Here is a 21,961-nt window from a genome sequence, read left to right as displayed (position 1 = left end):
GTTACCTGACCGGCGCGCCCGCCGGGACCGGGCCGCCCTGGCCCGCCCCGCCCTGCGGCCGGGCCGAGACCTGCGGCAGCGGCACGGTCTGCAGCACGCGCGTGATGATGTGGTCGATGGGCACGCCGTCGGCGAGGGCGTCGTAGGACAGCACGAGCCGGTGGCGCAGCACGTCGGGGACGACGTCGACGACGTCCTGCGGCAGCACGTAGTCGCGGCCGCGGACCAGAGCGAGCGCGCGGGCGGCGGCGATGATGCCGAGGCTCGCGCGCGGCGAAGCGCCGTAGGAGACCCAGCCGGCGACGTCGGCGAGGCCGTGGTCGTTCGGCGTCCGGGTGGTCAGCACCAGCCGCACCACGTAGTCGACGAGGGCGTGGTGCACGAACACCTGCGACGCGACGCCCTGCAGCCGGACCAGCTCGCCCGGGCTGAGCACCTCGTGCGGGGTGGGCGGGGTGACGCCCATCCGGTAGATGATCTCGCGCTCCTCCTCGGCGGAGGGGTACTCGACGACGATCTTGAACAGGAACCGGTCGCGCTGGGCTTCCGGCAGCGGGTAGACACCCTCGTTCTCGATCGGGTTCTGCGTGGCGAGCACGAGGAACGGGTCGGGCATCGGGAACGTCTGGCCGCCGATCGACACGTGCCGCTCGGCCATCACCTCGAGCATCGCCGACTGCACCTTGGCGGGCGCGCGGTTGATCTCGTCGGCGAGCACGAAGTTCGCCACGACCGGGCCGAGTTCGACGTCGAAGCGCTCGGCGCCCTGGCGGTAGATCCGGGTGCCGAGGATGTCCGCGGGCACCAGGTCGGGCGTGAACTGGACGCGGGAGAACGAGCCCCCGACGACCCGCGCGAACGTCTCGACGGCGAGGGTCTTCGCCACACCGGGCACGCCTTCGAGCAGCAGGTGGCCCTTGGCCAGCAGGCCGACCAGCATCCGCTCGACCAGGCGGTCCTGGCCGACGATGATCCGCTTGACCTCGAACACGGTCCGCTCCAGCAACTGGGCGTCCCGCGCCGGCGTTGCGGGCTGCTGCCCGTTCCCGCCCTCGGCGTAGCCGGGCTCGGTCACTCTGCCTCCTCGAATTCTCGTGCGCCGCCCCCGCGACGGTGATCACGCGGTGCGACCGTACTGCGCCCCCGGTCGGCCGGCGCATCCGGCACGCGGACGACCACAGCCGGGCCCCACGATCAGCCAACACGGTCAGCGGTGTGGCACCTGTGAAGCACTCCTCCGACCTGACAGCGCCCCCGCGCTGAGCGAGGATGCGGGGGTGACCCGTGTCCGGCTCGCCGAGCTCGTCGCCACCCTGTCGCTGGTGGCCGACCTCGGCATGGGCCGCCCCATGGAGCGCGTCCTGCGCCAGACGGTGATCACGCTGCGGCTGGCCGACGCGGCCGGCGTCGAGCACGGGATCCGGGCCGCGGCCTACTACACGTCGCTGCTGACCTGGATCGGCTGCGCGGCCGACACGAGCGAGCTGGCCGAGCTGTTCGGGGACGAGACGCAGCTCTACGCCGACAGCCACGACGGCGACCTGGCCGGGGTCACGATGGCGATGTTCGTCGCGCGCCACCTCGGCGCGGGCAGCTCGCGGCTGCGGCGGGCCGGGCTGGTCGGCCGGTTCCTGGCCACGGCCGGGAAGTCGGTGCAGCGCGTGATGCAGGAGCAATGCCAGGGCGCCAGCGAGCTCGCGGACCGGCTGCGGCTCGGCGACGACGTCTGCCGCCCGCTGCTGCAGGCCTTCGAGCGCTGGGACGGCCGCGGGGTGCCCGGGCAGGCCGGCGGCGACGAGCTCGCCCTGGCCATGCGGCTGGTCCAGCTGGCCGACAACGTCGAGGCGTTCCACCACACCGCCGGCGTCGAGGGCGCGCTCGCGGTCGCTCGCGAACGCCGGGGCACGCAGTTCGACCCGCGGCTCGTGGACTGCTTCGTCGAACACCACGCCGCGGTGCTGGCCGGCCTCGAGGAGATCCGGGCCTGGGACGAGGTGATCGCGCTCGACCCGCGGCTCGGCGAGCAGCTCCCCGACGACGAGCTCGACCAGGCCCTGCAGGCGTTCGCCGACTTCGCCGACCTCAAGTCGCCGCACCGGCTCGGGCACTCCCGCGGCGTCGCGGAGCTCGCGGCGGCCGCGGCCACCCGGCTGGGCCTGGCCCCGGACGACGTCCTGGTGGTCCGCCGGGCGGGCTGGGTGCACGACATCGGGATGATCGGCGTGCCGAGCGCGGTGTGGAACGCGCCGAAGCCGTGGTCGCTGTCCCAGCGCGAGCGGGCCCGGACCCACCCGTACCTCACCGAACGCATGATGGCCCGGGTGCCGGCGCTGGCCTCGGTGGCCCGGTGCGCGGCCCAGCACCACGAACGCCTCGACGGCTCGGGCTATCCCCACGCCCTTTCCGGCGACGGCCTGCCGATGCCTTCGCGGGTTCTCGCGGCGGCGGACGTCTACCACGCGCTGGGTGAGCCCCGTCCCCACCGAGCGGCGCTGCCGCCCGCCGAGGCCGCGGAGGTCCTGGCCGGGGAAGCCCGCGCGGGACGTCTCGACGGTCAGGCGGTCGACGCCGTACTGGCCGCGGCCGGGCGGCGGGTGCGCCGGACGCTGCCGGGCCGGTCCGGGCTGACGTCCCGGGAGACGGAGGTCCTGGTCCAGCTGGCGCGGGGACTGTCCAACGCCGAGATCGCGACGGCGCTGACCGTCTCGCGCAAGACCGTGTCGACGCACCTGGAGCACATCTACGCGAAGCTCGGCGTCTCGACGCGGACACAGGCGGCGCTGTTCGCGATGCGGAACGGGCTTATCGGGTGGATGCCCGATCCGCCGGGCCGCCGTCGCCCGTAGAACGGGGGCATGACCACCACCCAGACGGCGCCCGGGACCTTCCTCGACGGCCTGGCCGCCCAGGACTTCACCCGGCTGGCCGCCGCCTTCGCCGGTGACGCCCAGCTGAGCGCACTGGTCCCGCGAGGGCTGCGGGAGGCCCACGGAGCGGACGGAATCCGGGCGACGTTCACGCGCTGGTTCGGCGACACGCTCGCCTTCGAGCTGCTCTCGTCGGGCGCCTCGGAGATCGGCCCGCGCCTGCACCTGCACTGGCGCGCCCGGCTCCGCGCGGCGCGCCTCGGCGACGGCTGGTTCGTGGTCGAGCAGCAGGCGTTCGCCGACACGGGAGCCGACGGACGCATCACCCGGATGAGCCTGCTCTGTTCCGGCTACTGCCCGGACGGGCACCGAGAGAGGAGAACGCCATGCCCCGCTACCTCATCGAGCGCGAGATCCCCGGCGCCGGCCGCATGACGGCGGACGAGCTGCAGGCGATTTCGGCCAAGTCCAACCAGGTCCTGGCCGGGATGGCCGGACGGGCCCAGTGGGTGCACAGCTACGTGACCGGCAACGCGATCACGTGCGTGTACCTGGCGGAGAACGAGGACGCGGTCCGGGAGCACGCGGACTGCGGAGGCTTCCCGGTGACGACGATCCGCGAGGTGGCGTCGGTGATCGACCCGGCCACCGGCGAGTCGGCCTGACGCACCGAGCGGGAGCGGGCCGGGGAGCGGTGCTCTCTGACGAGAGCACCGCTCTCGAACCAGAGCAGCACACCACCCACCACCGAGAGCACTGCTCTCGAATCGGAGCAGCGCACTGCCCACCACCGAGAGCACCGCTCACACACCAGAGCAGCGCACCACCCACCACCGAGAGCACCGCTCACACACCAGAGCAGCGCACCACCCACCACCGAGAGCACCGCTCACACACCGGACCAGCGCACTGCCCACCACCGAGAGCACCGCTCACACACCAGAGCAGCGCACCATCCACTACCGAGAGCACCGCTCTCGAACCGGAGCAGCGCACCGCTCACAACCAAGAGCACCGCTCACCCCGCGCCGTGCCGCTCGAGGTCCTCCGGGGTGTCGATGTCGTCCGCTTCGCCCCGTTCCGCCGGGACCTCCGCCACCGCCAACCCGCCCAGGACCCGGCGCAGGGCCGCGTTTTCCGCCTGCTCCGGCACCGCCGCCCGCAGGGCCGTGAGCCGCCACGCGCCCAGGAGCCACTGGCGCCGGCCCGCCGCGTCCACCAGGACCGCTCCTTCGGTGTCGCCGATCGACGACACCAGCCTGTCCACTGTGGACCGGCGGACGCCCGGCAGGTCGGCGGCCAGCAGCACCACCGCCTCGACGTCGTCCGGGACGAAGACCAGGCCCGCCGCCAGCGCGGCCACCGGTCCGGTGCCCGGCACCGGCTCGCGGGTCCACACCACGTCGAAACCGGGCCGCCGGGGGCCGACCGCGATCACCCTCTCGGCGCCGTCGAGGGCGTGGATCGCGCGGGCCAGCAACGGTTTGCCGCCCACCGTCAGCGCCGGCTTGTCCACACCGGACAGCCGGCGGGCCGCCCCACCGGCCACCACGATCCCCGCGTAGCGCACCGGGGCACCCTAGCGGCCCAGCACGAGGTAGGTGAAGCCCAGCACGCCGCGGTACTCCCGGACGTACTCCCGCAACCGCCGGTCGAGCCACGCCCGTACCTCCGGAGCACGCGGGTCGGCCGGGTGCGCCGCCAGCCACTCGGCCCAGCCGGCCCGGGACGTCGACTCGAAGTCGTCCCATTCCAGCTGGTCGGCGGTGCTGAAGTGCAGCACGCGCCAGCCGGCGCCGTCGGCCGCGTCGAGCAGTTCCGGCAGGGTCAGCAGGTCGGGGCCGAAGATCCCGCGGGCCGCCGGGCCGGGCGGAGCCGCCCAGAAGCCGTCGCCGTAGAGCAGCCGGCCCGAGGGCCGCACCACCCGGGCGAGCGCTTCCAGGGCGGCCTTCGTCGAGCCGAAGATGTGGGCCGCGCCGATGCAGAACGCGCGTTCCGCCGGGACGTCCCAGGTCGCGGCGTCCGAGGCGGTGAACTCCGCCGCCAGACCCCGCTCCGCGGCCGCCGCCCGGCCCCGCGCCAGCCCCGTCTCGTCGGTGTCGACGCCGGTCCCGCGCAGGACCGGGGCACGGTCGAGCGCCCGCAGCAGCAGCTCGCCCCAGCCGCAGCCGAGGTCGACGAGGTGCCCGCCGTCCAGGGCCATCCGGTCGAGCAGCAGTTCCGCGTGCGGTTCGGACAGGGGCGTGTTCCAGCGCATCCGGGTGCGCCGCAGCGCGTTCAGTTCGTCGTCCACCCGGCGATCCTGGAGCCCCGACGGCGACCCCGTCGACCGGGTTTTCGCGCATACTCGCCCCATGACCTACGTCGTCGAGCCTCGCGTGGACGCCTACATCGACGCCCTGCCCGGCTGGCAGCAGGCGATCTGCCGGGAGGTCCGGGAGCTGGTGCACGCCGCCGACCCCGAGGTCGTCGAGACGATCAAACGCACCCGGCAGCCCTACTTCGTGCTCGAGGGCAACATCTGCGCCCTGCTGGCGGCGAAGGACCACGTCAACGTGTTCGTCTACGACGGCGGCATCGTCCCCGACCCGGACGGCATCATCACCGCCGGGCACGGCAACAAGACCGCGCGGACGGTCGCCTTCCGCGAGGGCGAGCGGATCAACGCCCCGGCTCTGACGGCGATGTTCCGCCAGATCATCGCCAACAACCGCGCGGGCGGCTGGCGCAAGCTCAAGGCCGCCGGCGGCTAGCCGATCAGCCGGGTCGCGTACGGCATGATCCCGCCGTAGCGCACCGGGGCGACCCGCACCCGCAGGCCGGACTGCGGTGCCTCGACCATCTGCCCGCCGCCGAGGTAGAGCGCCACGTGGTGGATGCCGCCCGGGCCGCCCCAGAACAGCAGGTCGCCGCGGCGCATCTGGGACAGCGGTACCTGGCGGCCCGACGAGTACTGGTAGCCGCTGTAGTGCGGCAGCGCGCGGACCCCGGCGAACGCGTAGATCATCAGGCCGGAGCAGTCGAAGCCGATCTTGTTGTAGTCGCCGTAGCGGTCGGCCACCCCGCCGTCGCGGATGCCGCGGGTCGGGCCGCTCGCGTTGCCGCCGCCCCACGCGTACGGCATGCCGAGCTTCGACATCGCCCGCGCGATCACCGCCTCGATCGACGAGCCGGCCGGGCCCGACGGCGCCGGGCGGCCCGCGGGACGGCCGCCGCCCCCGGACGCGGCGAGCGCGGCCTGACGAGCGCGTTCTTCGTCCTCGCGCTGCTTCTGGGCAAGCCAGTCCTGGTACCGCTGCCGCTGCCCCTGCAGGCCGCTGACCTTGGCCTGGGCGGCGTAGAGCTGCTGCTCGACGTCGGTCTTGTTCTTCTCCAGATGGGCGTTTTGCGCGGCCTGACCGTCCTGGGCCTGCTCGGCGGTGGTCTGCGCCGCGTCGGCGCTGCTCTTCGCCCGGCGCGCCGCGTCCTGCTTCTGCTGGGCGATCTCGGCGGCCTTGCGGGCGGCGGCGTCCTTGTTGGCCTTCTCGGTCTGCGCCTGCTGGAGCCGGTCGAGGGCGTTGAGCCGGTTGCCGCCGACGGCGTCGAGCAGCTGCGCGCGGGCCAGCATGTCCTTGGGGCTGTCCGCGCTCAGGTACGCCGAGAGCGAGCCGACCGTGCTGCCCTGCTGGAAGCTCGCCGCGGCGAACGTCCTGAGGTCGGCCCGGGCCTGCTCGATCGCCGCCGAGGCCGCGTCCGCCTCGGTGCGCGCGGCCTTCGCGTCGTTCTCCGCCCGCGCCGCGTCGTCCTGCGCGGCCTGCAGGTCGACCAGGGCCTTGTTGGCCTGCTCCTGCTTGAGCTCGACGTCGTCCTGCAGCTGCGTCAGCTTCTGCTCGGCCTGGGCCAGCTGGTTGGTCAGCCGGCCGACCTCACCGGCCTTGGCGTTCGCTTCGGCCTTGCCGGCCTGGATCTCGGAGTCGCTGGGGTTGGGCGGTGGCGGGGGCGCCGCGAGGCCCGTGCCGCCGGCCCCGAGCAGGATCACCAGCGTGAGCGCGCTCACGCTGAGTCCCCGGCGGCCGCGCGGCACCCTCGGATCACGGCACCGTCCAAACAAGACCGCCACCTCCGCTCACCAGCGCACACCGCGTGTCACTGCAGTCACACCACTATCACAAGCATCAGCGGAAACTTACACAACGTAGGCACCAATTCCCCTCATTGAGGGACCCACGAATCAGATGGCGCAGCCCACACCGCGTGTCGTCTTGTCCGTTAAACAGGACACGCGTACTGTTTGAAGCACCGCGAGGTGTGGCATCCCGAATCCGGTCCTACGGTGGGGGTGCGCAAGACTCGCCACCACCGAACCGACCGAACTGACCCGGGACGTGCGCCGCACCGGCGCGGTGTCCCCGCCACTGGAGTTAGACGTGACCTCACCCGCCAGCAAGGACAGCTTCGGCGCCAAAGACACGCTGAAGGTCGGCGACGCCTCGTACGAGGTGTTCCGCCTGAACAAGGTCGAGGGCGCCGAGCGCCTGCCCTACAGCCTGAAGATCCTGCTCGAGAACCTGCTGCGCACCGAGGACGGCGCGAACATCACCGCCGACCACATCCGCGCGCTCGGCTCGTGGGACCCGAACGCCGACCCGTCGATCGAGATCCAGTTCACGCCGGCCCGCGTGATCATGCAGGACTTCACCGGCGTCCCCTGCGTGGTCGACCTGGCCACCATGCGCGAGGCGGTCACCGACCTCGGCGGCGACCCCGACAAGGTCAACCCGCTCGCCCCGGCCGAGCTGGTCATCGACCACTCGGTCATCATCGACGTCTTCGGCCGCGCCGACGCCTTCGAGCGCAACGTCGAGATCGAGTACGAGCGCAACCGCGAGCGCTACCAGTTCCTGCGCTGGGGCCAGGGCGCCTTCGACGAGTTCAAGGTCGTCCCGCCGGGCACCGGCATCGTGCACCAGGTCAACATCGAGCACCTCGCCCGCACGGTCATGAGCCGGGGCGGCCAGGCCTACCCCGACTCCTGCGTCGGCACCGACTCGCACACCACCATGGTCAACGGCCTGGGCGTGCTGGGCTGGGGCGTCGGCGGCATCGAGGCCGAGGCGGCCATGCTGGGCCAGCCGGTGTCGATGCTCATCCCGCGCGTCGTCGGCTTCAAGCTGACCGGCGAGATCCCGGCCGGCGTCACCGCCACCGACGTCGTGCTCACCATCACCGAGATGCTGCGCCGCCACGGCGTGGTCGGCAAGTTCGTCGAGTTCTACGGCGAGAGCGTCGCCGAGGTGCCGCTGGCCAACCGCGCCACCATCGGCAACATGAGCCCGGAGTTCGGCTCCACCGCGGCGATCTTCCCGATCGACGACGAGACCGTCCGCTACCTCAAGCTGACCGGCCGCTCGGCCGAGCAGGTCGCGCTGGTCGAGGCCTACGCCAAGGAGCAGGGCCTCTGGCACGACCCGTCGCGCGAGGCTTCTTACTCCGAGTACCTGGAGCTGGACCTGTCGACGGTCGTCCCGTCGATCGCCGGTCCGAAGCGCCCGCAGGACCGCATCGAGCTGTCCGACGCGAAGTCCTCGTTCCGCAAGTCGATCCACGACTACGTGGACGGCGAGGACTCCACGCCGCACACCAAGATGGACGAGGCTTCGGAGGAGTCCTTCCCGGCCAGTGACGCCCCGTCGCTGTCGTTCGCCGAGGACGACGCCGCGCCGGTGACCAGCTCCGCCGCGAACGGCGCGTCCGGCCGCCCGAGCAAGCCGGTCAAGGTCAGCTCCGCCGACCGCGGCGAGTTCGTCCTCGACCACGGCGCCGTGGTGATCGCCTCGATCACCTCGTGCACCAACACCTCGAACCCGTCGGTCATGCTCGGCGCCGCGCTGCTCGCCCGCAACGCCGTCGAAAAGGGCCTCGCGGTCAAGCCGTGGGTGAAGACGTCGATGGCGCCGGGCTCGCAGGTCGTCACCGACTACTACACCAAGGCCAACCTGTGGCCGTACCTGGAGAAGCTGGGCTACCACCTGGTCGGCTACGGCTGCACCACCTGCATCGGCAACTCCGGCCCGCTCTCGGACGAGATCTCCGCGGCCATCCAGGAGAACGACCTCACCGCGGTCTCGGTGCTCTCGGGCAACCGGAACTTCGAAGGCCGGATCAACCCCGACGTGAAGATGAACTACCTCGCGTCGCCGCCGCTGGTCATCGCCTACGCGCTGGCCGGCACGATGGACTTCGACTTCGCGAACCAGCCGCTGGGCCAGGACACCGACGGCAACGACGTCTTCCTCAAGGACATCTGGCCGACGGCCAAGGAGATCCAGGAGACCATCGACCACGCGATCACGCAGGAGATGTTCACCAAGGACTACGCGGACGTCTTCGACGGCGGCGAGCGCTGGAAGTCGCTGCCCACCCCGGAGGGCAAGACCTTCGAGTGGGACGCCGAGTCCACCTACGTCCGGAAGCCCCCGTACTTCGAGGGCATGACGCCGGAGCCGGCCCCGGTCACCGACATCACCGGCGCGCGCGTGCTGGCGAAGCTGGGCGACTCGGTCACCACCGACCACATCTCCCCCGCCGGCGCGATCAAGCCGGGCACCCCGGCCGCGCAGTACCTGACCGAGCACGGCGTGGAGAAGAAGGACTTCAACTCCTACGGCTCGCGGCGCGGCAACCACGAGGTGATGATCCGCGGCACGTTCGCGAACATCCGGCTGCGCAACCAGCTCCTCGACGACGTCCAGGGCGGCTACACCCGCGACTTCACGCAGGAAGGCGCCCCGCAGGCGTTCATCTACGACGCGGCCCAGAACTACGCGGCGGCGGGCACCCCGCTGGTCGTGCTGGGCGGCGAGGAGTACGGCTCGGGCTCGTCGCGCGACTGGGCGGCCAAGGGCACGTCGCTGCTGGGCGTCCGCGCGGTGATCACCGAGTCGTTCGAGCGCATCCACCGGTCCAACCTGATCGGCATGGGCGTCATCCCGCTGCAGTTCCCGGCGGGCGAGTCGGCTTCGTCGCTCGGCCTGGACGGCACGGAGACGTTCGACATCGCGGGCATCACGGCGCTGAACGAGGGCTCGACCCCGCGCACGGTGCACGTCACGGCCACCAAGGCGGACGGCACCAAGGTCGAGTTCGACGCGGTCGTCCGCATCGACACCCCGGGTGAAGCGGACTACTACCGCAACGGCGGCATCCTGCAGTACGTGCTGCGGAAGATGACGCAGGCGTAAGGGTTCTGCGGTTCAGGGCCTCCCCGCTCGCTCGAGCGGGGAGGCCCTTTCTCATGCGGGCACGGCTTCCCAGCGCACGCTCGACACCGACGGCTCCAGCGACAACCGCGAGACCGCCGCCTCCATCTGGGCGTCGTCGCGCTGGTCGCCGACCAGCTCGGCGCGGACTTCCACGGTGCGGTCGTCCCGGTCCGTGCTCAGCACCGACAGCAACCGGAAGTCGGTGCGCGTCAACGACTGCACGAGCAACGCACGTACGTGCGCTTCCGTCGCATCGCGTGTGACGGCCTGGAACGCGTACCTCGTCGGCGTCTCGTCGCCGGCGTCGGGCCGGCGGTCGACGACGCGGCCCAGCGGCCGCAGCACCACGTTCACTCCGACCACGACGGCCGTCCCGGCCGCCGCGACGACGTACAACCCGGCTCCGGCCAGCGCGCCCACCGCCGCGGAGCACCAGAGCGTGGCGGCCGTGTTGAGGCCGCGGACGTTGAGGCCGTCACGCAGGATCACTCCGGCGCCGAGGAACCCGATGCCCGAAACGATCTGCGCCGCGACCCGGGTCGGGTCGGCGTCACCGCTCGAGGCCAGGCCGCCGAAGCCGTGGGCGGACAGCAGCACGAACAAGGTGGCACCCACCGCGACCAGGGCGTTGGTGCGCAGCCCGGCCATCCGGGCGCGGAACTGGCGCTCGACCCCGATGACGGCACCCAGGCCGACACCGGCGCCCACGCGCAGCAGCATGTCGAAAATGGTCATGATCCGGCTCTTTTCCGGCGTGCGCGCACTGCCGGACAGGGGGCGGCCGGAAGCTAGCCCCGCCGGAAACCTCCGGTGAGCGCGCGCCCGGCCGTCCGGGGACTGTCCGCTGGCATGTGCCGCTCACCTCGCTTCCCGTGTTCGTCGATGATCAACCCGGCCAGGGTAGCCGGTCCCGCGGCCCGGGGAAGGGCCGCGGGACCGGGCTCACACTCCGAAGGGCTGGACGTTCGGCTGGAACACCTGCCCGTTCGCCGGCACCTTCAGGTCGGTCAGGTAGTCGGCCACGGCCTGGTCGACACCGAGGGAGTCGCCCAGGATGCAGTGGCCGAACGCGTCGACCGACAGCAGCCGGGAGTTGCCGAGCTCGGCCGCCATCCGCTGGGCGAACTTGTACCGCGTGGCCGGGTCGTAGTAGTTGCCGACCACGACCACCGGGACGTCGGTCTTGGCGCGCCACGGACCCCGGTAGGCGTCCGGCTTCTTCGCCGGCCACACCGGGCAGGCCGCGGTGTCCGAGAACGCCTGCGACCGGCCGAAGGTCCGCGACTCGCGCTCCCACTTCGCGGCGATGTCCGGCACCTGCTCCTGCCTGATCCGGAACGGCTTGTCGGCGCAGTTGACGGCGAAGTAGGAGTCGTCGCCGGTGTAGGGGCTGTCCGGCCTCAGGTCGGCCAGGCCCCGGTGCCCGAGGGCGGGTGCCGTCAGCGGCCGGGGCCGCAGCGACTGCGTCTGCGCCTGCGCGGACGGGTGGATCGCGGTGTAGTGCGTCTGCAGCCAGTCGGCCAGGGCGGCGAACGCACCCGGGCTGTAGAGGACACCGCCCACGGTGCCGGTGAACTCGCTGATGTCGAGCGGGTCGGAGCCGGGAAGCGTGATCGGCTGCTTGCGGAGGTACTCCCGCAGCTCGTCGAACTTCGCCCGCGGGTTGCCGTCGCTGAAGGCGCACTTCGGGCCGACCTGGTCGCAGCGCTTGAGGAAGGCGTCCAGCGCGATCTCGAAGCCCTGCGCGCGTTCCCGGTCGTACTGCACGCCGTCGCTGGTGCGCAGGGCCGGATCGACGTTGCCGTCGATCACGATCGCGCGCGACTGCTTCGGGAACATCGCCGCGTACGTCGAGCCGATCAGCGTGCCGTAGGAGAAGCCGACGTAGTTCAGCTTCCGGTCGCCGACGGCGGCGCGCAGCGTGTCGAGGTCGCGGACGACGTCCTTGGTGGACATGTGGTCGAGCAGCGAACCGGCGTTGTTCTTGCAGAACCGGCCGTAGTCGCGGTAACTGGCCAGGGTGCCCGAGATTTCGGCGCGCGAAATCGGCACGCCGATCTGGGCGGCGAAGACCTCGTCGGCGTCTTCCTGGGTGGTGAAGCAGCGCAGCGGGTTGCTCGCGCCGACCCCGCGCGGGTCGAAGCCGATCAGGTCGAACCGGTCGAGGACCTGCGGCCGGAAGATCGCCTGGCCGGCGATCGGCAGGGTCAGGCCCGGGCCACCGGGACCGCCGGGGTTGAGGAACAGCGACCCGACGCGCTGGCCGGGAGTGCGCGCGGCGCGCTTGAGCAGCGCGATGTCGATGGTGCCCAGCGAAGCGTTGTCGTGGTCGATGGGGACGCGGTAGCGGGCGCAACTGTAGAACTTGACCTGGTCGGCGGGCACGCCGGCGAGGACGTCGCCGGCGCAGGTGCCCCAGGCGACGGCCGGGGTCGCGCCGACGGCGGCGGGCTTGACGACCGAGTCTTCCGCCGCGGCGGCGGTCCCGGCCGGCCCGGCCAGCCCCACGCCGGCCACGAGCGCCCCCACCAGCGCGAACGACCGCACCCGGCCCTGTGTGGATCTCGGCAAGATGGTTCCTCCCTGGGTCGCACACTTCGCCGCGAGGTCACGACGTCACGGCGCGTTACCCGGGAGAGACTGGCACAAACCGGTGAATCCCGGCACCGGCCGAACGGATGGTCAGAACCTATCGAGCCACCCTCGCCAGCACGAAAACCGGCAACGTCCGGGCCGCCTCACGCTGCTCCATCGCATAACCCGGCCAAAAGGCGAGCAGCTCCGCCCACATCCGCTCGTACTCGTCACCGGCCAGCTCCCGCGCCACGACGTCGACCGGCTTGCCCGCCAGGGCCACCGTGCACTTCGGGTTCGCCCGCAGGTTGTGGGCCCAGGCCGGGTCGTGCCGGCGGCCCCAGTTCGAGGCCGTCAGCACGAAACCGTCGCCGCGGGGGTAGTAGAGCAGGTTGGTGCTGCGGGGCAGCCCGCTCTTGCGGCCCGTTGTCGTCAGGCGCAGGGACGGCAGCCCGGCGAGCGCCACGAGGCTCACCCGGCCGCCGAACGCCTTGTGCAGTTTCCGGTCCGCCCACACGACGAACCGGGCCGTGCGCATCAGCCACGGTTTCGTGCCGGCGGCCCGCGCCAGCGCGCGGAGAGGATTAGCCACGCACGGATTTTGCCAGGCTCACCCCGAACCGCTGCTGGGAGTCGGTCCACCAGTGCTCGAGGGCGAACCCGGCCGCGGCCAGCTCCTCCTCGACGCCGCGCGGGCGGAACTTCGCCGAGATCTCCGTCCGGACGTGCTCGCCCTCGGCGAAGCGCACCGTCAGGTCCGCCCCCGGGATCTCGACGGTCAGCGCCCGCCGGGCCCGCAGGCGCATCTCGATCCACTCGTTTTCCGCGTCCCAGTGGGAGACGTGCTCGAACTCGTCGACGTCGAAGTTCGCGCCGAGCCGCGCGTTGATCACCCGCAGCACGTTCTTGTCGAACTCCGCCGTGACGCCGGCCGCGTCGTCGTAGGCGCGTTCGAGGATCCGGGGATCCTTGACGAGGTCGGTGCCGAGCAGCAGCCACTCCCCCTCGTCCAGGACCCCCCGGACCGACCGGAGGAAGGTCGCCCGTTCGGCGGGCAGGAAGTTGCCGATCGTGCCGCCGAGGAAGGCGACCACCCGCGGCTGGCCGTCCGGCAGCAGGTCGAGGTGCTGGGTGAAGTCGCCGACGACCCCGCGCACCGCCAGCTCCGGGTAGTCCTTCGAGATCGCCTCGGCGGCCTCGGCCAGCGCGGATTCGGACACGTCCAGGGGGACGAACGCCTCCAGGGTGCCGTGGCCGGTGAGCGCGTCGAGCAGCAGGCGGGTCTTCTCGCTCGATCCCGAGCCGAGTTCGACGAGCGTGTGCGCGCCGGTCAGCTCGGCGACGTCGCCGGCGTGCGCGGCCAGCACCTCGCGCTCGCTGCGGGTCGGGTAGTACTCCGGCAGCTGGGTGATCTTCTCGAACAGCTCGCTGCCGTCGGCGTCGTAGAACCACTTGGGCGGCAGCCACTTCTGCGCCGCGGTGAGCCCGGCGACGACGTCCGCGCGCAGTTCCGCGGTGACGGCGTCGCCGGAGCGGTGGTGGTCGAGATCGACTTCGGTCATGACAGCTCCTGGGTCAGGGGAAGCAGGTCGACGCCGGCTGCGGTGGCGCGCACGGCGTGGTGGTCGGGGACTGCCCGCCAGCGCGGGTCGCCGTCGAGGGGTTCGGACGCCAGCCACACTCCGGCCGGGGTCTCCAGCACGGACAGCGCGTGCGTCCAGGTCGTGCCGATCAGCGTGGTGCCGTCGGTGAGCAGGAAGTTCAGCCGGGAGGCGGGCGCGGCCGCTTCGACGGCGAGGGTCAGTTCCGCCACCGCGGTCAGCGGGTCCGCGCCCGTGGCGAGCCGGGCGCGCAGCAGGGCCCAGAGCACCACCGAGTCCGTCGGCGCCTCCAGGGTCAGCAGTTCGGTGACCGGCAGGGTCTTCGCCAGTTCCGCGAGCGAATCCGGGTAGCCGCGCACGACGCCGTTGTGGCTGAACAGCCACGGCCCGGCGGTGAACGGCGCCGCGGCCGCCTCGGTCACCGGCAGGCCGGTGGTGCCGTTGCGGACCGCGGCGACGAACGCGCCCGAAGCGACCGCCGCGGCCAGCGGCGGCAGCGTCTCGTCCGTCCACAGTGGAGTCGAACGCCGGTGGCGCAGCGGCGGCGAGCCCGGGCCGGGGTACCACCCCAGCCCGAACCCGTCGGCGTTGACCGAGCCGCCGCCGCGCATGTCCGCCGGCGCGTACGACTGCACCAGCAGGGAATGCGGGGCGTGGAAGAGCGCCTCGGCGGGCGAAAGCGGCTCGCCGAGGTAGCCGATGTGGCGGCACATGCGCCTACCCCACCTCGCCGGGGGCCGCGTCGCGGGCGGTGCGGAAGCCGGCGAAGATCTGCCGCCGGATCGGGTAGTCCCAGTTGCGGAACGTGCCCCGGATGGCCGCCGAGTCGGTGCCGAACGACCCGCCGCGCAGCACCTTGTACTCGGGTCCGAAGAAGACCTCCGAGTACTCCCGGTACGGGAAGGCGGAGAACCCCGGGTAGCCGTGGAAATCGGTCGACGTCCACTCCCAGACGTCGCCGATCAGCTGGTGCACGCCGGTCGGCGACGCGCCGGCCGGGTACGCCCCCGCCGGCGCCGGGCGCAGGTGCCGCTGGCCGAGGTTGGCGTGCTCGGCCGCCGGTTCGTCGTCGCCCCAGGGGAACCGGCGCGACCGGCCGGTGGCCGGGTCGAACCGCGCCGCCTTCTCCCACTCCGCCTCGGTCGGCAGCCGCCGCCCGGCCCAGGCCGCGTACGCCTCGGCCTCGTGGTAGGAGACGTGCACGACCGGCTCGTCGGCCGGCAGCCGCTCGTACACGCCGAAGCGGGTCCGCCACCAGCCGTCCTGCTCCCGCTTCCAGAACCGCGGCGCGGTGATGGAGTTTTCGGTCCGGTAGGCCCAGCCGGCCTCGCTCCACCACCGCCGGTCGTCGTAGCCGCCGCCGTCGAGGAAGTCGGCGTAGGCACCACAGGTCACCGGCACCGTGTCCATCCAGAACGCCTCGACGGCGACCTCGTGCGCCGGACGCTCGTTGTCCAGGGCCCACGGCTCGGCCGACGTGCCCATCGTGAAGGCTCCGCCCGGGACCAGCACCTCGGCCGGCAGCGTGCCCGACCGCGCGGGGGGCGGCTCCGGCGCGTGCAGCACCGGATCGCCCTTGCGGAGCTGGTGGGTGGCCAGCATCGTCTCGTCGTGCTGCTGCTCGTGCTGGGTGATCATGCCGAACGCGAACGCCTGCTCGGTCAGCCGCCGGCCGTCCATCGGCGCGTGCTCCAGCACGTCGAAGGCCTTCTCGCGGACCTGTTTGACGTACGCGCGCGCCTCGGCCGGGCCGAGCAGCGGCAGCTCCGGCCGGTCGGCGCGGGCGTGCTGGAAGGCGTCGTAGATGTCGTCGATGTCCGGGCGCAGCGGTTCCCGGCCGCCGACGTCGCGGACCAGCCACAGCTCCTCCTGGACGCCGATGTGCGCCAGGTCCCAGACCAGCGGCGACATCAGCTTCGAATGCTGGCGGACGAGGTCTTCGTCGTCGACCGCGTCGGTCAGCGCGACACTGCGCGCCCGCGCCCGGGTCAGCGCCTCCGCCGCCCGCGCGCGCAGGTCCTGCGCGCTCAGTTCGCCCAGTGCTTCCGTGCTCATGCTTCGCTCCTCGATCGGTCCGCGCGCCCCAGCACGCTCTCGCTGATCCCGGTGATCGACTCCTCCGCCAGCCCGGTCACGCCCAGCTCGGCGCAGCCGAGGCCGGCCAGCGCCGCCGCGGCGGCCGCCAGGTCCGGGTCGGCCAGGCCGCGCCGCGCCGCCGTGGTCCACCGGCCGTCGACCGGCGCGCAGATTTCGCGCACCTTCTCGACGGTGGCGGGCCGGGCGAGCAGCGCCGACACCAGGGCGACCGGGGCCAGCCACTCGTCCGGCGGTTGCGCGTCGAGGTACCGGATCTCCAGGTACCCCTGCGGGCGGACCGGCGTGAACATGGTCGTGAGGTGGTAGTCGAGATCGGCCACCGTCGGCCGCGGCAGCAGCGCCGCCGCGCCCCGGCCGTCGATCCAGTCGGCGAACGTCAGCCCCTCGGGCGCGTCCCACGGCCGGTCGCCGCGGGGCAGCACCATCAGGGGGACGTCCATCAGGCGCTCCGCCCACGCGCCGGCCGGGTCGTCGCCCGCCACGGCGGCCGTGCGCGTGCGCACCGCTTCCGTGTCGTGCACCGCCAGCCAGCGGGCGGAGGCGTGTCCCGTGTCCCGTCCGGCGTGGACGCGGGAGTTGGCGAAGAGGGCGAGCAGCGGCGGGCCCATCGCGTGCGCGGCCGCCCACCGCGCCGCGTAGTGCTCGGGCTCCCCCGCATCGAGGCAGATCTGCAAGCCGGCGGTGCTGCACATCATGGTGAGGCCGCCGGGACCGATCGGCGCGAACCGGCGCTCCATGGCCGCGTACCGCGGGGTGTGGAGGAGCCGGCGGGGCGCGCGGTGGGCGTCGATGCCCGTTTCGCCCAGGACGAGGTCGTGCCGGGCGAGGCTGTCGCGCAGGTGGTGGAGGTCGGCCGTGACGACTGCGTCGAGCTCGCGCAGCGAGGCCTGGGGAAGGGCGGAAATCTCGACCTGGCACCCGGGTTCGAGGCTCACGGGCGAGCCGGCCGGGAGTGGTGCGGCGGGACTGCCGGGGCGGAGCGTCCGCGGGGTGTGCGGGCCCAGCGCCGCGGCGAGGACGTCGGGATCGAGGGGTCTGGCCGGGTCGTCGGCATGGTGCACGGTGAACTCCAGCTCCACGCCGGTCAGGCGCGGTGGTCCGTGCTTGAAGCACACCGATGCGACGTACGCCTCGCCGGCCGCGCGATCCGCCAGGACCCGCGCGGTGCGGTTCGACGCACTACCCGACTTCTCGGGGAAATCGTGCACCGCTGTCATGTCCGTTCCTGTTCCGTGGATGGGGGAACTTCTCGCCTTCGGACGCTACACGCGGGGTACGACAAATTCAGGGCGGATCCTGCGGGCCGGGAGGTGTTCACCACCCTGTAAGAAGTCCCTGATCAGGGCAAAGCCGGTTCGGTGCCGAGTCCGAGCTCGGCCGCGGAGGCCCGCACCGCGTCGATCACGAGGTGCAGCGCGGGCCGCCGGAACGCGGTGCGCCGGTAGGCGATCGACACCGTCCGCAGCAGCGGCGTGGTGAGCGTGACGACGTCGATCCCGGGCGGCCGCAGCAGGCGCAGCCCCAGGTCGGACACGAGGGTGATGCCGAGCCCGGCCCCCACCATCGCCATCGCCGTCGACTGTTCTTCGACCTCGTGGTTGATCTTCGGCGAGAAGCCGTGCCGCAGGCAGGCGGTGCGCATCGCACGCCCGAAGTGCGACTTGGCGCCGGCCAGGATCCACGGGTGTTCGGCCAGCTCGTCCAGGGCCGCCGATCCGGACGGCACGGCGCCCCGCGGCACCGCGGCGTGCAGCCGTTCGACGGCGACGACCGCGCGTTCCAGCCCGGCGTCCCACGGCGTCGGCGCGTCGGAGTAGTCGATCACGAAGGAGAGGTCGAGGCTGCCGTCCCGGACCGCCTCGGCGGTGTCTTCCGGGGCCAGTTCGCGGGTGCGCACCTCGATGCCGGGGTGTGCGCCGGCCAAGGCGGTCAGGGCCGTGGGCAGCAGGCCGGAGGCCACCGACGCCCACACCCCGGCGGTCAGCCGGACCGTGCGGGCGTCCTGGGCCTCCTCGAGGGCGAGGGTCGCCCGCTCGACCGAGCCGAGGATCTCCTCGGCGTGCTCGGTGAGCAGGGTGCCGAGTTCGGTCAGCTGGACGCGCCGGCCGAGCCGTTCGAACAGCTTCGCCCCCACGTCCCGCTCGAGCTGCGCAAGCTGCTGCGACACCGCCGAAGCGGTGTAGTGCAGGGCCGCGGCCGCCGCCGTGACCGTGCCCCGGCGGTGCAGCTCGCGCAGCATCCGCAAGCGGTGCAACGAAAGCTCCATACACAAAACTTAAACGAGATCGTGCAGCAGCGTTAAATGGACGGGCGGGCCACCGGGGGCGCACGCTCGTGATGGCGGTCACGAGGCCGCCCCGGACTTCCCTGGAGGTGAGTGGCCCGATGACCCCCGCCGAACCGCTGATGCGGCTCACGTGGACCGACCCCGTCACTGGCGCGCACGGCTACCTGGTCGTGCACAGCCTGGTCTCCGGTGTCGCCACCGGCGGCACCCGAATGCGGGCCGGTTGCACGATGTCCGAGGTCGAGGACCTCGCCCGGGGCATGGCGAACAAGACCGCGACCTTCAACCTGCCGGTCGGCGGGGCCAAGGGCGGCCTCGACTTCGACCCCAAGGACCCGCGCGCCTTCGACGTGCTGAAGCGCTTCTGCGCGTTCCTGCGGCCGTGGCTGGACGCGCACTGGGTGACCGCCGAGGACCTGGGCGTCCCGCAGCACCTGATCGACTCGGTGTTCGCCGAGCTCGGGCTGGAGCAGTCGTACCACGCGGCGATCCGCCGTTCGGCCGATCCGGCCCGCACCCTGCGCCGGGTGCAGGCGGGCCTCAACGCCCCGGTCCCCGGCGGGCTGCTGCTCGGCGACGTCGTCGGCGGCTACGGCGTGGCGCAGGCGTGCCTGGGCGTCGCGGCGGCGTGGGACTGGGACGTGCGCGAGACGACGGTGGCGATCCAGGGCATCGGCACGATGGGCGGCGGCGCGGCCTGGTACCTGCACGAAGCCGGGGTGAAGGTGGTCGCGGTGGCCGACGCCGCGGGCACGCTGTACGACCCCACCGGGCTCGACGTCCCGGCGCTGCTGGACCTGCGTGACCGCTTCGGCGAGGTGGACCGCTCCCAGCTGCCCGCCGGGGTCCGTGCGCTGCCGCGCGAGACGATCGTCGGGATCGACGCGGACATCCTCGTGCCGGCCGCGATCTCCTACGCGCTGCGGCCGGACAACGAGAGCGTGGTGAAGGCCAAGGTGGTCGTCGAAGCGGCCAACGCGGCGACGACGCCGGACGCGGAGGCCGCGCTGTCGGCCCGCGGGATCGCGGTGGTGCCGGACTTCGTCGCCAACGCGGGCGCGGCGGCCTGGGCGTGGTGGCTGCTGCTGGGCGAGGTCGGTGCGGACCCGGCCGACTCGTTCCTGCGGCTGCGCACCGAAATGCAGGCGAAGATCGCGCTGCTGCTGGCGGAGTGGAACCTGGACCGGCTGCCGCTGCGCGTCACCGGGCTGCGGCTCGCCGAAGCCAACCGCGCCCGGCGCGCCGACGCCGCGCTCGCCCCGGAAGGCGAGCCGGGCCTGCTCATCCCCTGAGCGCGAACCGGTCGGTCGCGCCGATCAGGACGTCCTGCATCGTCGCGGCCGACACGGTGTGCCCGACGTCGTCCAGCATCACCAGCTCGCTGCCCGGCCAGGCGTGGTGCAGCAGCCAGGGCGTGCCGACGAGGTTGCTGGTGTCCAGCACGCCCTGCGCCAGCACCGCGGGGATGCCCGCGAGCTTCCCGGCCTGGCGCAGGATCTCGCCGTCTTCGAGGAAGGCGCGGTTGCTGAAGTAGTGCGTGACGATCCGGGCGAAGCAGAGCCGGTACGCCGGGTCCTCGAAGACGTCGGGCGGCGGGACGCCCGGCAGCATCGCGTCCTCCCAGGCACACCAGTCCTTCGCGGCCCGGTGGTGGACGGCGGGGTCCGGGTCCATCAGGAGCCGGTGGTAGGCCGCCGAAAGGTCGCCGTCGCGCTCGCTTTCCGGCACGCCTTCGCGGAACTTGGCGAAGCCTTCCGGGAAGTAGGCGCCGAGGCCGCGGATGAGCATCTCGATCTCGACGAAGCGATCGGTCGCGAGGCCCATCAGGACCATCTCGCTGACGCGCCCGGGGTGGCGCAGCGCGTAGGTCAGGCTGAGCACGGAACCCCAGGAACCGCCGAACAGCAACCACTTTTCGATGCCGAGGTGGGTGCGCAGGCGCTCGAAGTCGGCGACCAGGTGGCCGGTGGTGTTGGCGGACAGGTCGGCGACCGGGGCACCGGCGTGCGGGGTGCTGCGGCCGCAGCCGCGCTGGTCGGCCAGGACGATCCGGTAGCGCGCGGGGTCGAAGAACCGGCGGACGTTCGCCGAGCAGCCGGAGCCGGGGCCGCCGTGCACGACGAGCGCGGGCTTACCGTGCGGGTTGCCGCAGGTCTCCCAGTACATCTCGTGTCCGTCGCCGACGTCGAGCCGGCCGTGGTCGTAGGGTTCGATCTCGGGGTACATCGGCGCGTCCTCCCGCCCGGATACAACAGCGCTGTCACATTATCGCCTGGACGCGTTCCCGCGCACGCGTTTTTCGGTCACCCCAGGGTGCCGGCCAGCTCGGTGAGCGTGTCGGCCAGCTCCCGCGGGCCCGCCGGGCCGATGTGGATGACGGCGTCGTCGCCCGAGCCGGTCGTGTAGCTGAGGTAGCGGCCCCAGTCGGTGTCGGCGTAGTGCAGCGGCTGCTGCAGGCAGGCGTGCCGCCCGACGTCGTCACGACGGCCGACGTAGAGCTCCCCGCTGCCCGAGACGGGCCGCTGCACGAGGCTCACGACGTCGGCGACCGCCGGAGCCAGCGGGTACGCGGCCTGCCCGCGCCGGGCGGCCTCGGTCAGGTCGGCCACCCGCACGGTCCGCGGGTGTCCCCCGCCGGGCCCGACCGGCGGCAGCTGCTCGACGAGCGCCTCGGCCAGCCGGTTCCGGTCGATTTCCTGCACGCCGACGTGCGTCCCGTCGGAGACGGCGAGGACGGCCTGCAGCCCCTTCGCGGCGGCGAGGACGCCGTAGGTCTGGCCGCCGGTGCCGACCCAGCCGTAGCACTCCCGCGCGGGGCTGACCAGCAGCGGAAGCCAGTCGAGGAAGTCGACGGTGGCCCGGCCGCGGGCATCGACGAGCCCGGCCTCGGCGAGCGCGGCGTCGACCCGCTTGCCGGCTTCCTCACGTTCGTCGTCCGAGAGCCACAGAGGCTCCGGACGCAGGGTGAGGTGCAGCTGGCCGACCTGTTCCCGGTCGGCCAGCGCGGCCAGCGCCTCGACCGGAACGTCCACCCGGCCTGTTGCCACGTCCACCTGCCTCTTGTTCGCTTTGGTCGCCCTGTTCGCCTTATTCGCCTTATTCGCCGATGACCGGCGGGCTGGTCCGCTGGTCGGTCCCGAAGATCGCGTCCGGATCGGCCTCGATCAGGTAGTCCGGCCGCTGGTGCTCGTCGTCTTCTTCGCCTTCGCCCCGGCGCCCACCGGGCCCCATGGGCCCCATCTGCCCGCCACGCCCGGCGGCCGAACGCGCGGCGGCCGCCTCCGCGGCGGCGGC

The 21,961-nt window shown here is 72.6% G+C and carries 20 protein-coding genes and 1 pseudogene; 6 read left to right on the top strand and 15 right to left on the bottom strand.

The window, feature by feature from the left end:
- Position 1: 1 nt before the first annotated feature.
- Positions 2-1,075 carry an AAA family ATPase gene (locus ACWEVN_RS16055; RefSeq protein ID WP_452051743.1) on the bottom strand — a complete coding sequence of 358 codons (1,074 nt, stop codon included), beginning with the start codon at positions 1,073-1,075 and terminating at the stop codon, positions 2-4.
- 202 nt (positions 1,076-1,277) lie between these two features.
- On the opposite strand from ACWEVN_RS16055, the gene ACWEVN_RS16050 reads away from it, so the two are divergent.
- Genes ACWEVN_RS16050 through ACWEVN_RS16040 form a run of 3 tightly spaced genes read left to right on the top strand, consistent with a single transcriptional unit; the run spans position 1,278 to position 3,532 of the window.
- Entirely contained in the window at positions 1,278-2,846 is a 1,569-nt protein-coding gene (locus tag ACWEVN_RS16050; RefSeq protein WP_452051742.1) for an HD domain-containing phosphohydrolase, read from the top strand.
- 9 nt (positions 2,847-2,855) lie between these two features.
- A complete protein-coding gene (locus tag ACWEVN_RS16045; RefSeq protein ID WP_452051741.1) occupies positions 2,856-3,302 on the top strand; it encodes a nuclear transport factor 2 family protein in 447 nt (148 codons plus the stop codon).
- Positions 3,254-3,532, top strand: a complete 279-nt coding sequence (locus ACWEVN_RS16040; RefSeq protein ID WP_452051740.1) for a DUF4242 domain-containing protein — start codon at positions 3,254-3,256, stop codon at positions 3,530-3,532. Before ACWEVN_RS16045 ends, ACWEVN_RS16040 begins: the two co-directional genes overlap by 49 nt.
- A 353-nt stretch (positions 3,533-3,885) precedes the next feature.
- Here ACWEVN_RS16040 and mobA read toward each other — a convergent pair whose 3' ends face one another.
- Positions 3,886-4,437, bottom strand: coding sequence for a molybdenum cofactor guanylyltransferase (mobA, locus tag ACWEVN_RS16035; protein ID WP_452051739.1), 552 nt, complete (start codon positions 4,435-4,437; stop codon positions 3,886-3,888).
- 9 nt (positions 4,438-4,446) lie between these two features.
- The gene (locus ACWEVN_RS16030; protein ID WP_452051738.1) at positions 4,447-5,160 is read right to left on the bottom strand and encodes a class I SAM-dependent methyltransferase; all 714 of its coding nucleotides are present in this window, start codon (positions 5,158-5,160) and stop codon (positions 4,447-4,449) included.
- A gap of 61 nt (positions 5,161-5,221) precedes the next feature.
- Between ACWEVN_RS16030 and ACWEVN_RS16025 the strand changes: the two genes are divergently transcribed.
- Positions 5,222-5,620 (top strand): DUF1801 domain-containing protein, encoded by a 399-nt coding sequence (locus ACWEVN_RS16025; RefSeq protein WP_310972995.1) that lies wholly within the window; start codon positions 5,222-5,224, stop codon positions 5,618-5,620.
- Here the strand turns inward: ACWEVN_RS16025 and ACWEVN_RS16020 are convergent.
- The gene (locus ACWEVN_RS16020) at positions 5,617-6,930 is read right to left on the bottom strand and encodes an NlpC/P60 family protein (protein WP_452051737.1); all 1,314 of its coding nucleotides are present in this window, start codon (positions 6,928-6,930) and stop codon (positions 5,617-5,619) included. The two genes, ACWEVN_RS16025 and ACWEVN_RS16020, sit on opposite strands and share 4 nt — an antisense overlap.
- Positions 6,931-7,273: 343 nt before the next feature.
- Between ACWEVN_RS16020 and ACWEVN_RS16015 the strand changes: the two genes are divergently transcribed.
- A complete protein-coding gene (locus ACWEVN_RS16015) occupies positions 7,274-10,087 on the top strand; it encodes an aconitate hydratase (RefSeq protein WP_452051736.1) in 2,814 nt (937 codons plus the stop codon).
- 51 nt (positions 10,088-10,138) lie between these two features.
- On the opposite strand, the gene ACWEVN_RS16010 is transcribed toward ACWEVN_RS16015, so the two are convergent.
- The 8 genes from ACWEVN_RS16010 to ACWEVN_RS15975 all read right to left on the bottom strand — a co-directional run bounded on the left by ACWEVN_RS16010 (position 10,139) and on the right by ACWEVN_RS15975 (position 18,646).
- Positions 10,139-10,843: an MgtC/SapB family protein gene (locus ACWEVN_RS16010; protein ID WP_449675305.1), complete on the bottom strand. Its 705-nt coding sequence runs from the start codon at positions 10,841-10,843 to the stop codon at positions 10,139-10,141.
- Between the two features lie 207 nt (positions 10,844-11,050).
- Entirely contained in the window at positions 11,051-12,655 is a 1,605-nt protein-coding gene (locus ACWEVN_RS16005) for an alpha/beta hydrolase (RefSeq protein ID WP_452051758.1), read from the bottom strand.
- Positions 12,656-12,797: 142 nt separating this feature from the next.
- Complete coding sequence (locus ACWEVN_RS16000; RefSeq protein WP_452051757.1) at positions 12,798-13,220, bottom strand: nitroreductase family deazaflavin-dependent oxidoreductase; 423 nt, start codon at positions 13,218-13,220, stop codon at positions 12,798-12,800.
- 46 nt (positions 13,221-13,266) lie between these two features.
- Positions 13,267-14,244 (bottom strand): L-histidine N(alpha)-methyltransferase, encoded by a 978-nt coding sequence (egtD, locus tag ACWEVN_RS15995; protein ID WP_452051735.1) that lies wholly within the window; start codon positions 14,242-14,244, stop codon positions 13,267-13,269.
- On the bottom strand, positions 14,241-14,996 hold the full coding sequence (gene egtC, locus ACWEVN_RS15990) for an ergothioneine biosynthesis protein EgtC (RefSeq protein ID WP_452051734.1): 756 nt from the start codon (positions 14,994-14,996) through the stop codon (positions 14,241-14,243). The genes egtD and egtC overlap by 4 nt, the downstream gene beginning before the upstream one ends.
- Before the next feature lie 4 nt (positions 14,997-15,000).
- Positions 15,001-16,338 (bottom strand): ergothioneine biosynthesis protein EgtB, encoded by a 1,338-nt coding sequence (gene egtB / locus ACWEVN_RS15985; protein WP_449681702.1) that lies wholly within the window; start codon positions 16,336-16,338, stop codon positions 15,001-15,003.
- Positions 16,335-17,597, bottom strand: a complete 1,263-nt coding sequence (locus tag ACWEVN_RS15980) for a glutamate-cysteine ligase family protein (RefSeq protein WP_449681703.1) — start codon at positions 17,595-17,597, stop codon at positions 16,335-16,337. The genes egtB and ACWEVN_RS15980 overlap by 4 nt, the downstream gene beginning before the upstream one ends.
- A gap of 122 nt (positions 17,598-17,719) precedes the next feature.
- Positions 17,720-18,646 (bottom strand): LysR substrate-binding domain-containing protein, encoded by a 927-nt coding sequence (locus tag ACWEVN_RS15975; RefSeq protein WP_452051733.1) that lies wholly within the window; start codon positions 18,644-18,646, stop codon positions 17,720-17,722.
- Between the two features lie 119 nt (positions 18,647-18,765).
- Between ACWEVN_RS15975 and ACWEVN_RS15970 the strand changes: the two genes are divergently transcribed.
- Positions 18,766-19,959 (top strand): Glu/Leu/Phe/Val dehydrogenase dimerization domain-containing protein, encoded by a 1,194-nt coding sequence (locus ACWEVN_RS15970; RefSeq protein WP_452051732.1) that lies wholly within the window; start codon positions 18,766-18,768, stop codon positions 19,957-19,959.
- Here the strand turns inward: ACWEVN_RS15970 and pip are convergent.
- The 3 genes and pseudogenes from pip to ACWEVN_RS15955 form a co-directional block, all read right to left on the bottom strand.
- Positions 19,949-20,893 (bottom strand): prolyl aminopeptidase, encoded by a 945-nt coding sequence (pip, locus tag ACWEVN_RS15965; protein WP_452051731.1) that lies wholly within the window; start codon positions 20,891-20,893, stop codon positions 19,949-19,951. The two genes, ACWEVN_RS15970 and pip, sit on opposite strands and share 11 nt — an antisense overlap.
- A 77-nt stretch (positions 20,894-20,970) precedes the next feature.
- A complete protein-coding gene (locus ACWEVN_RS15960) occupies positions 20,971-21,699 on the bottom strand; it encodes an ESX secretion-associated protein EspG (RefSeq protein WP_452051756.1) in 729 nt (242 codons plus the stop codon).
- A gap of 64 nt (positions 21,700-21,763) precedes the next feature.
- Positions 21,764-21,961: pseudogene (locus ACWEVN_RS15955) on the bottom strand (hypothetical protein); the annotation flags it as partial.

This window comes from Amycolatopsis sp. NPDC003861 (assembly GCF_053605405.1).
This window is presented reverse-complemented; position numbering and strand designations above follow the sequence as displayed.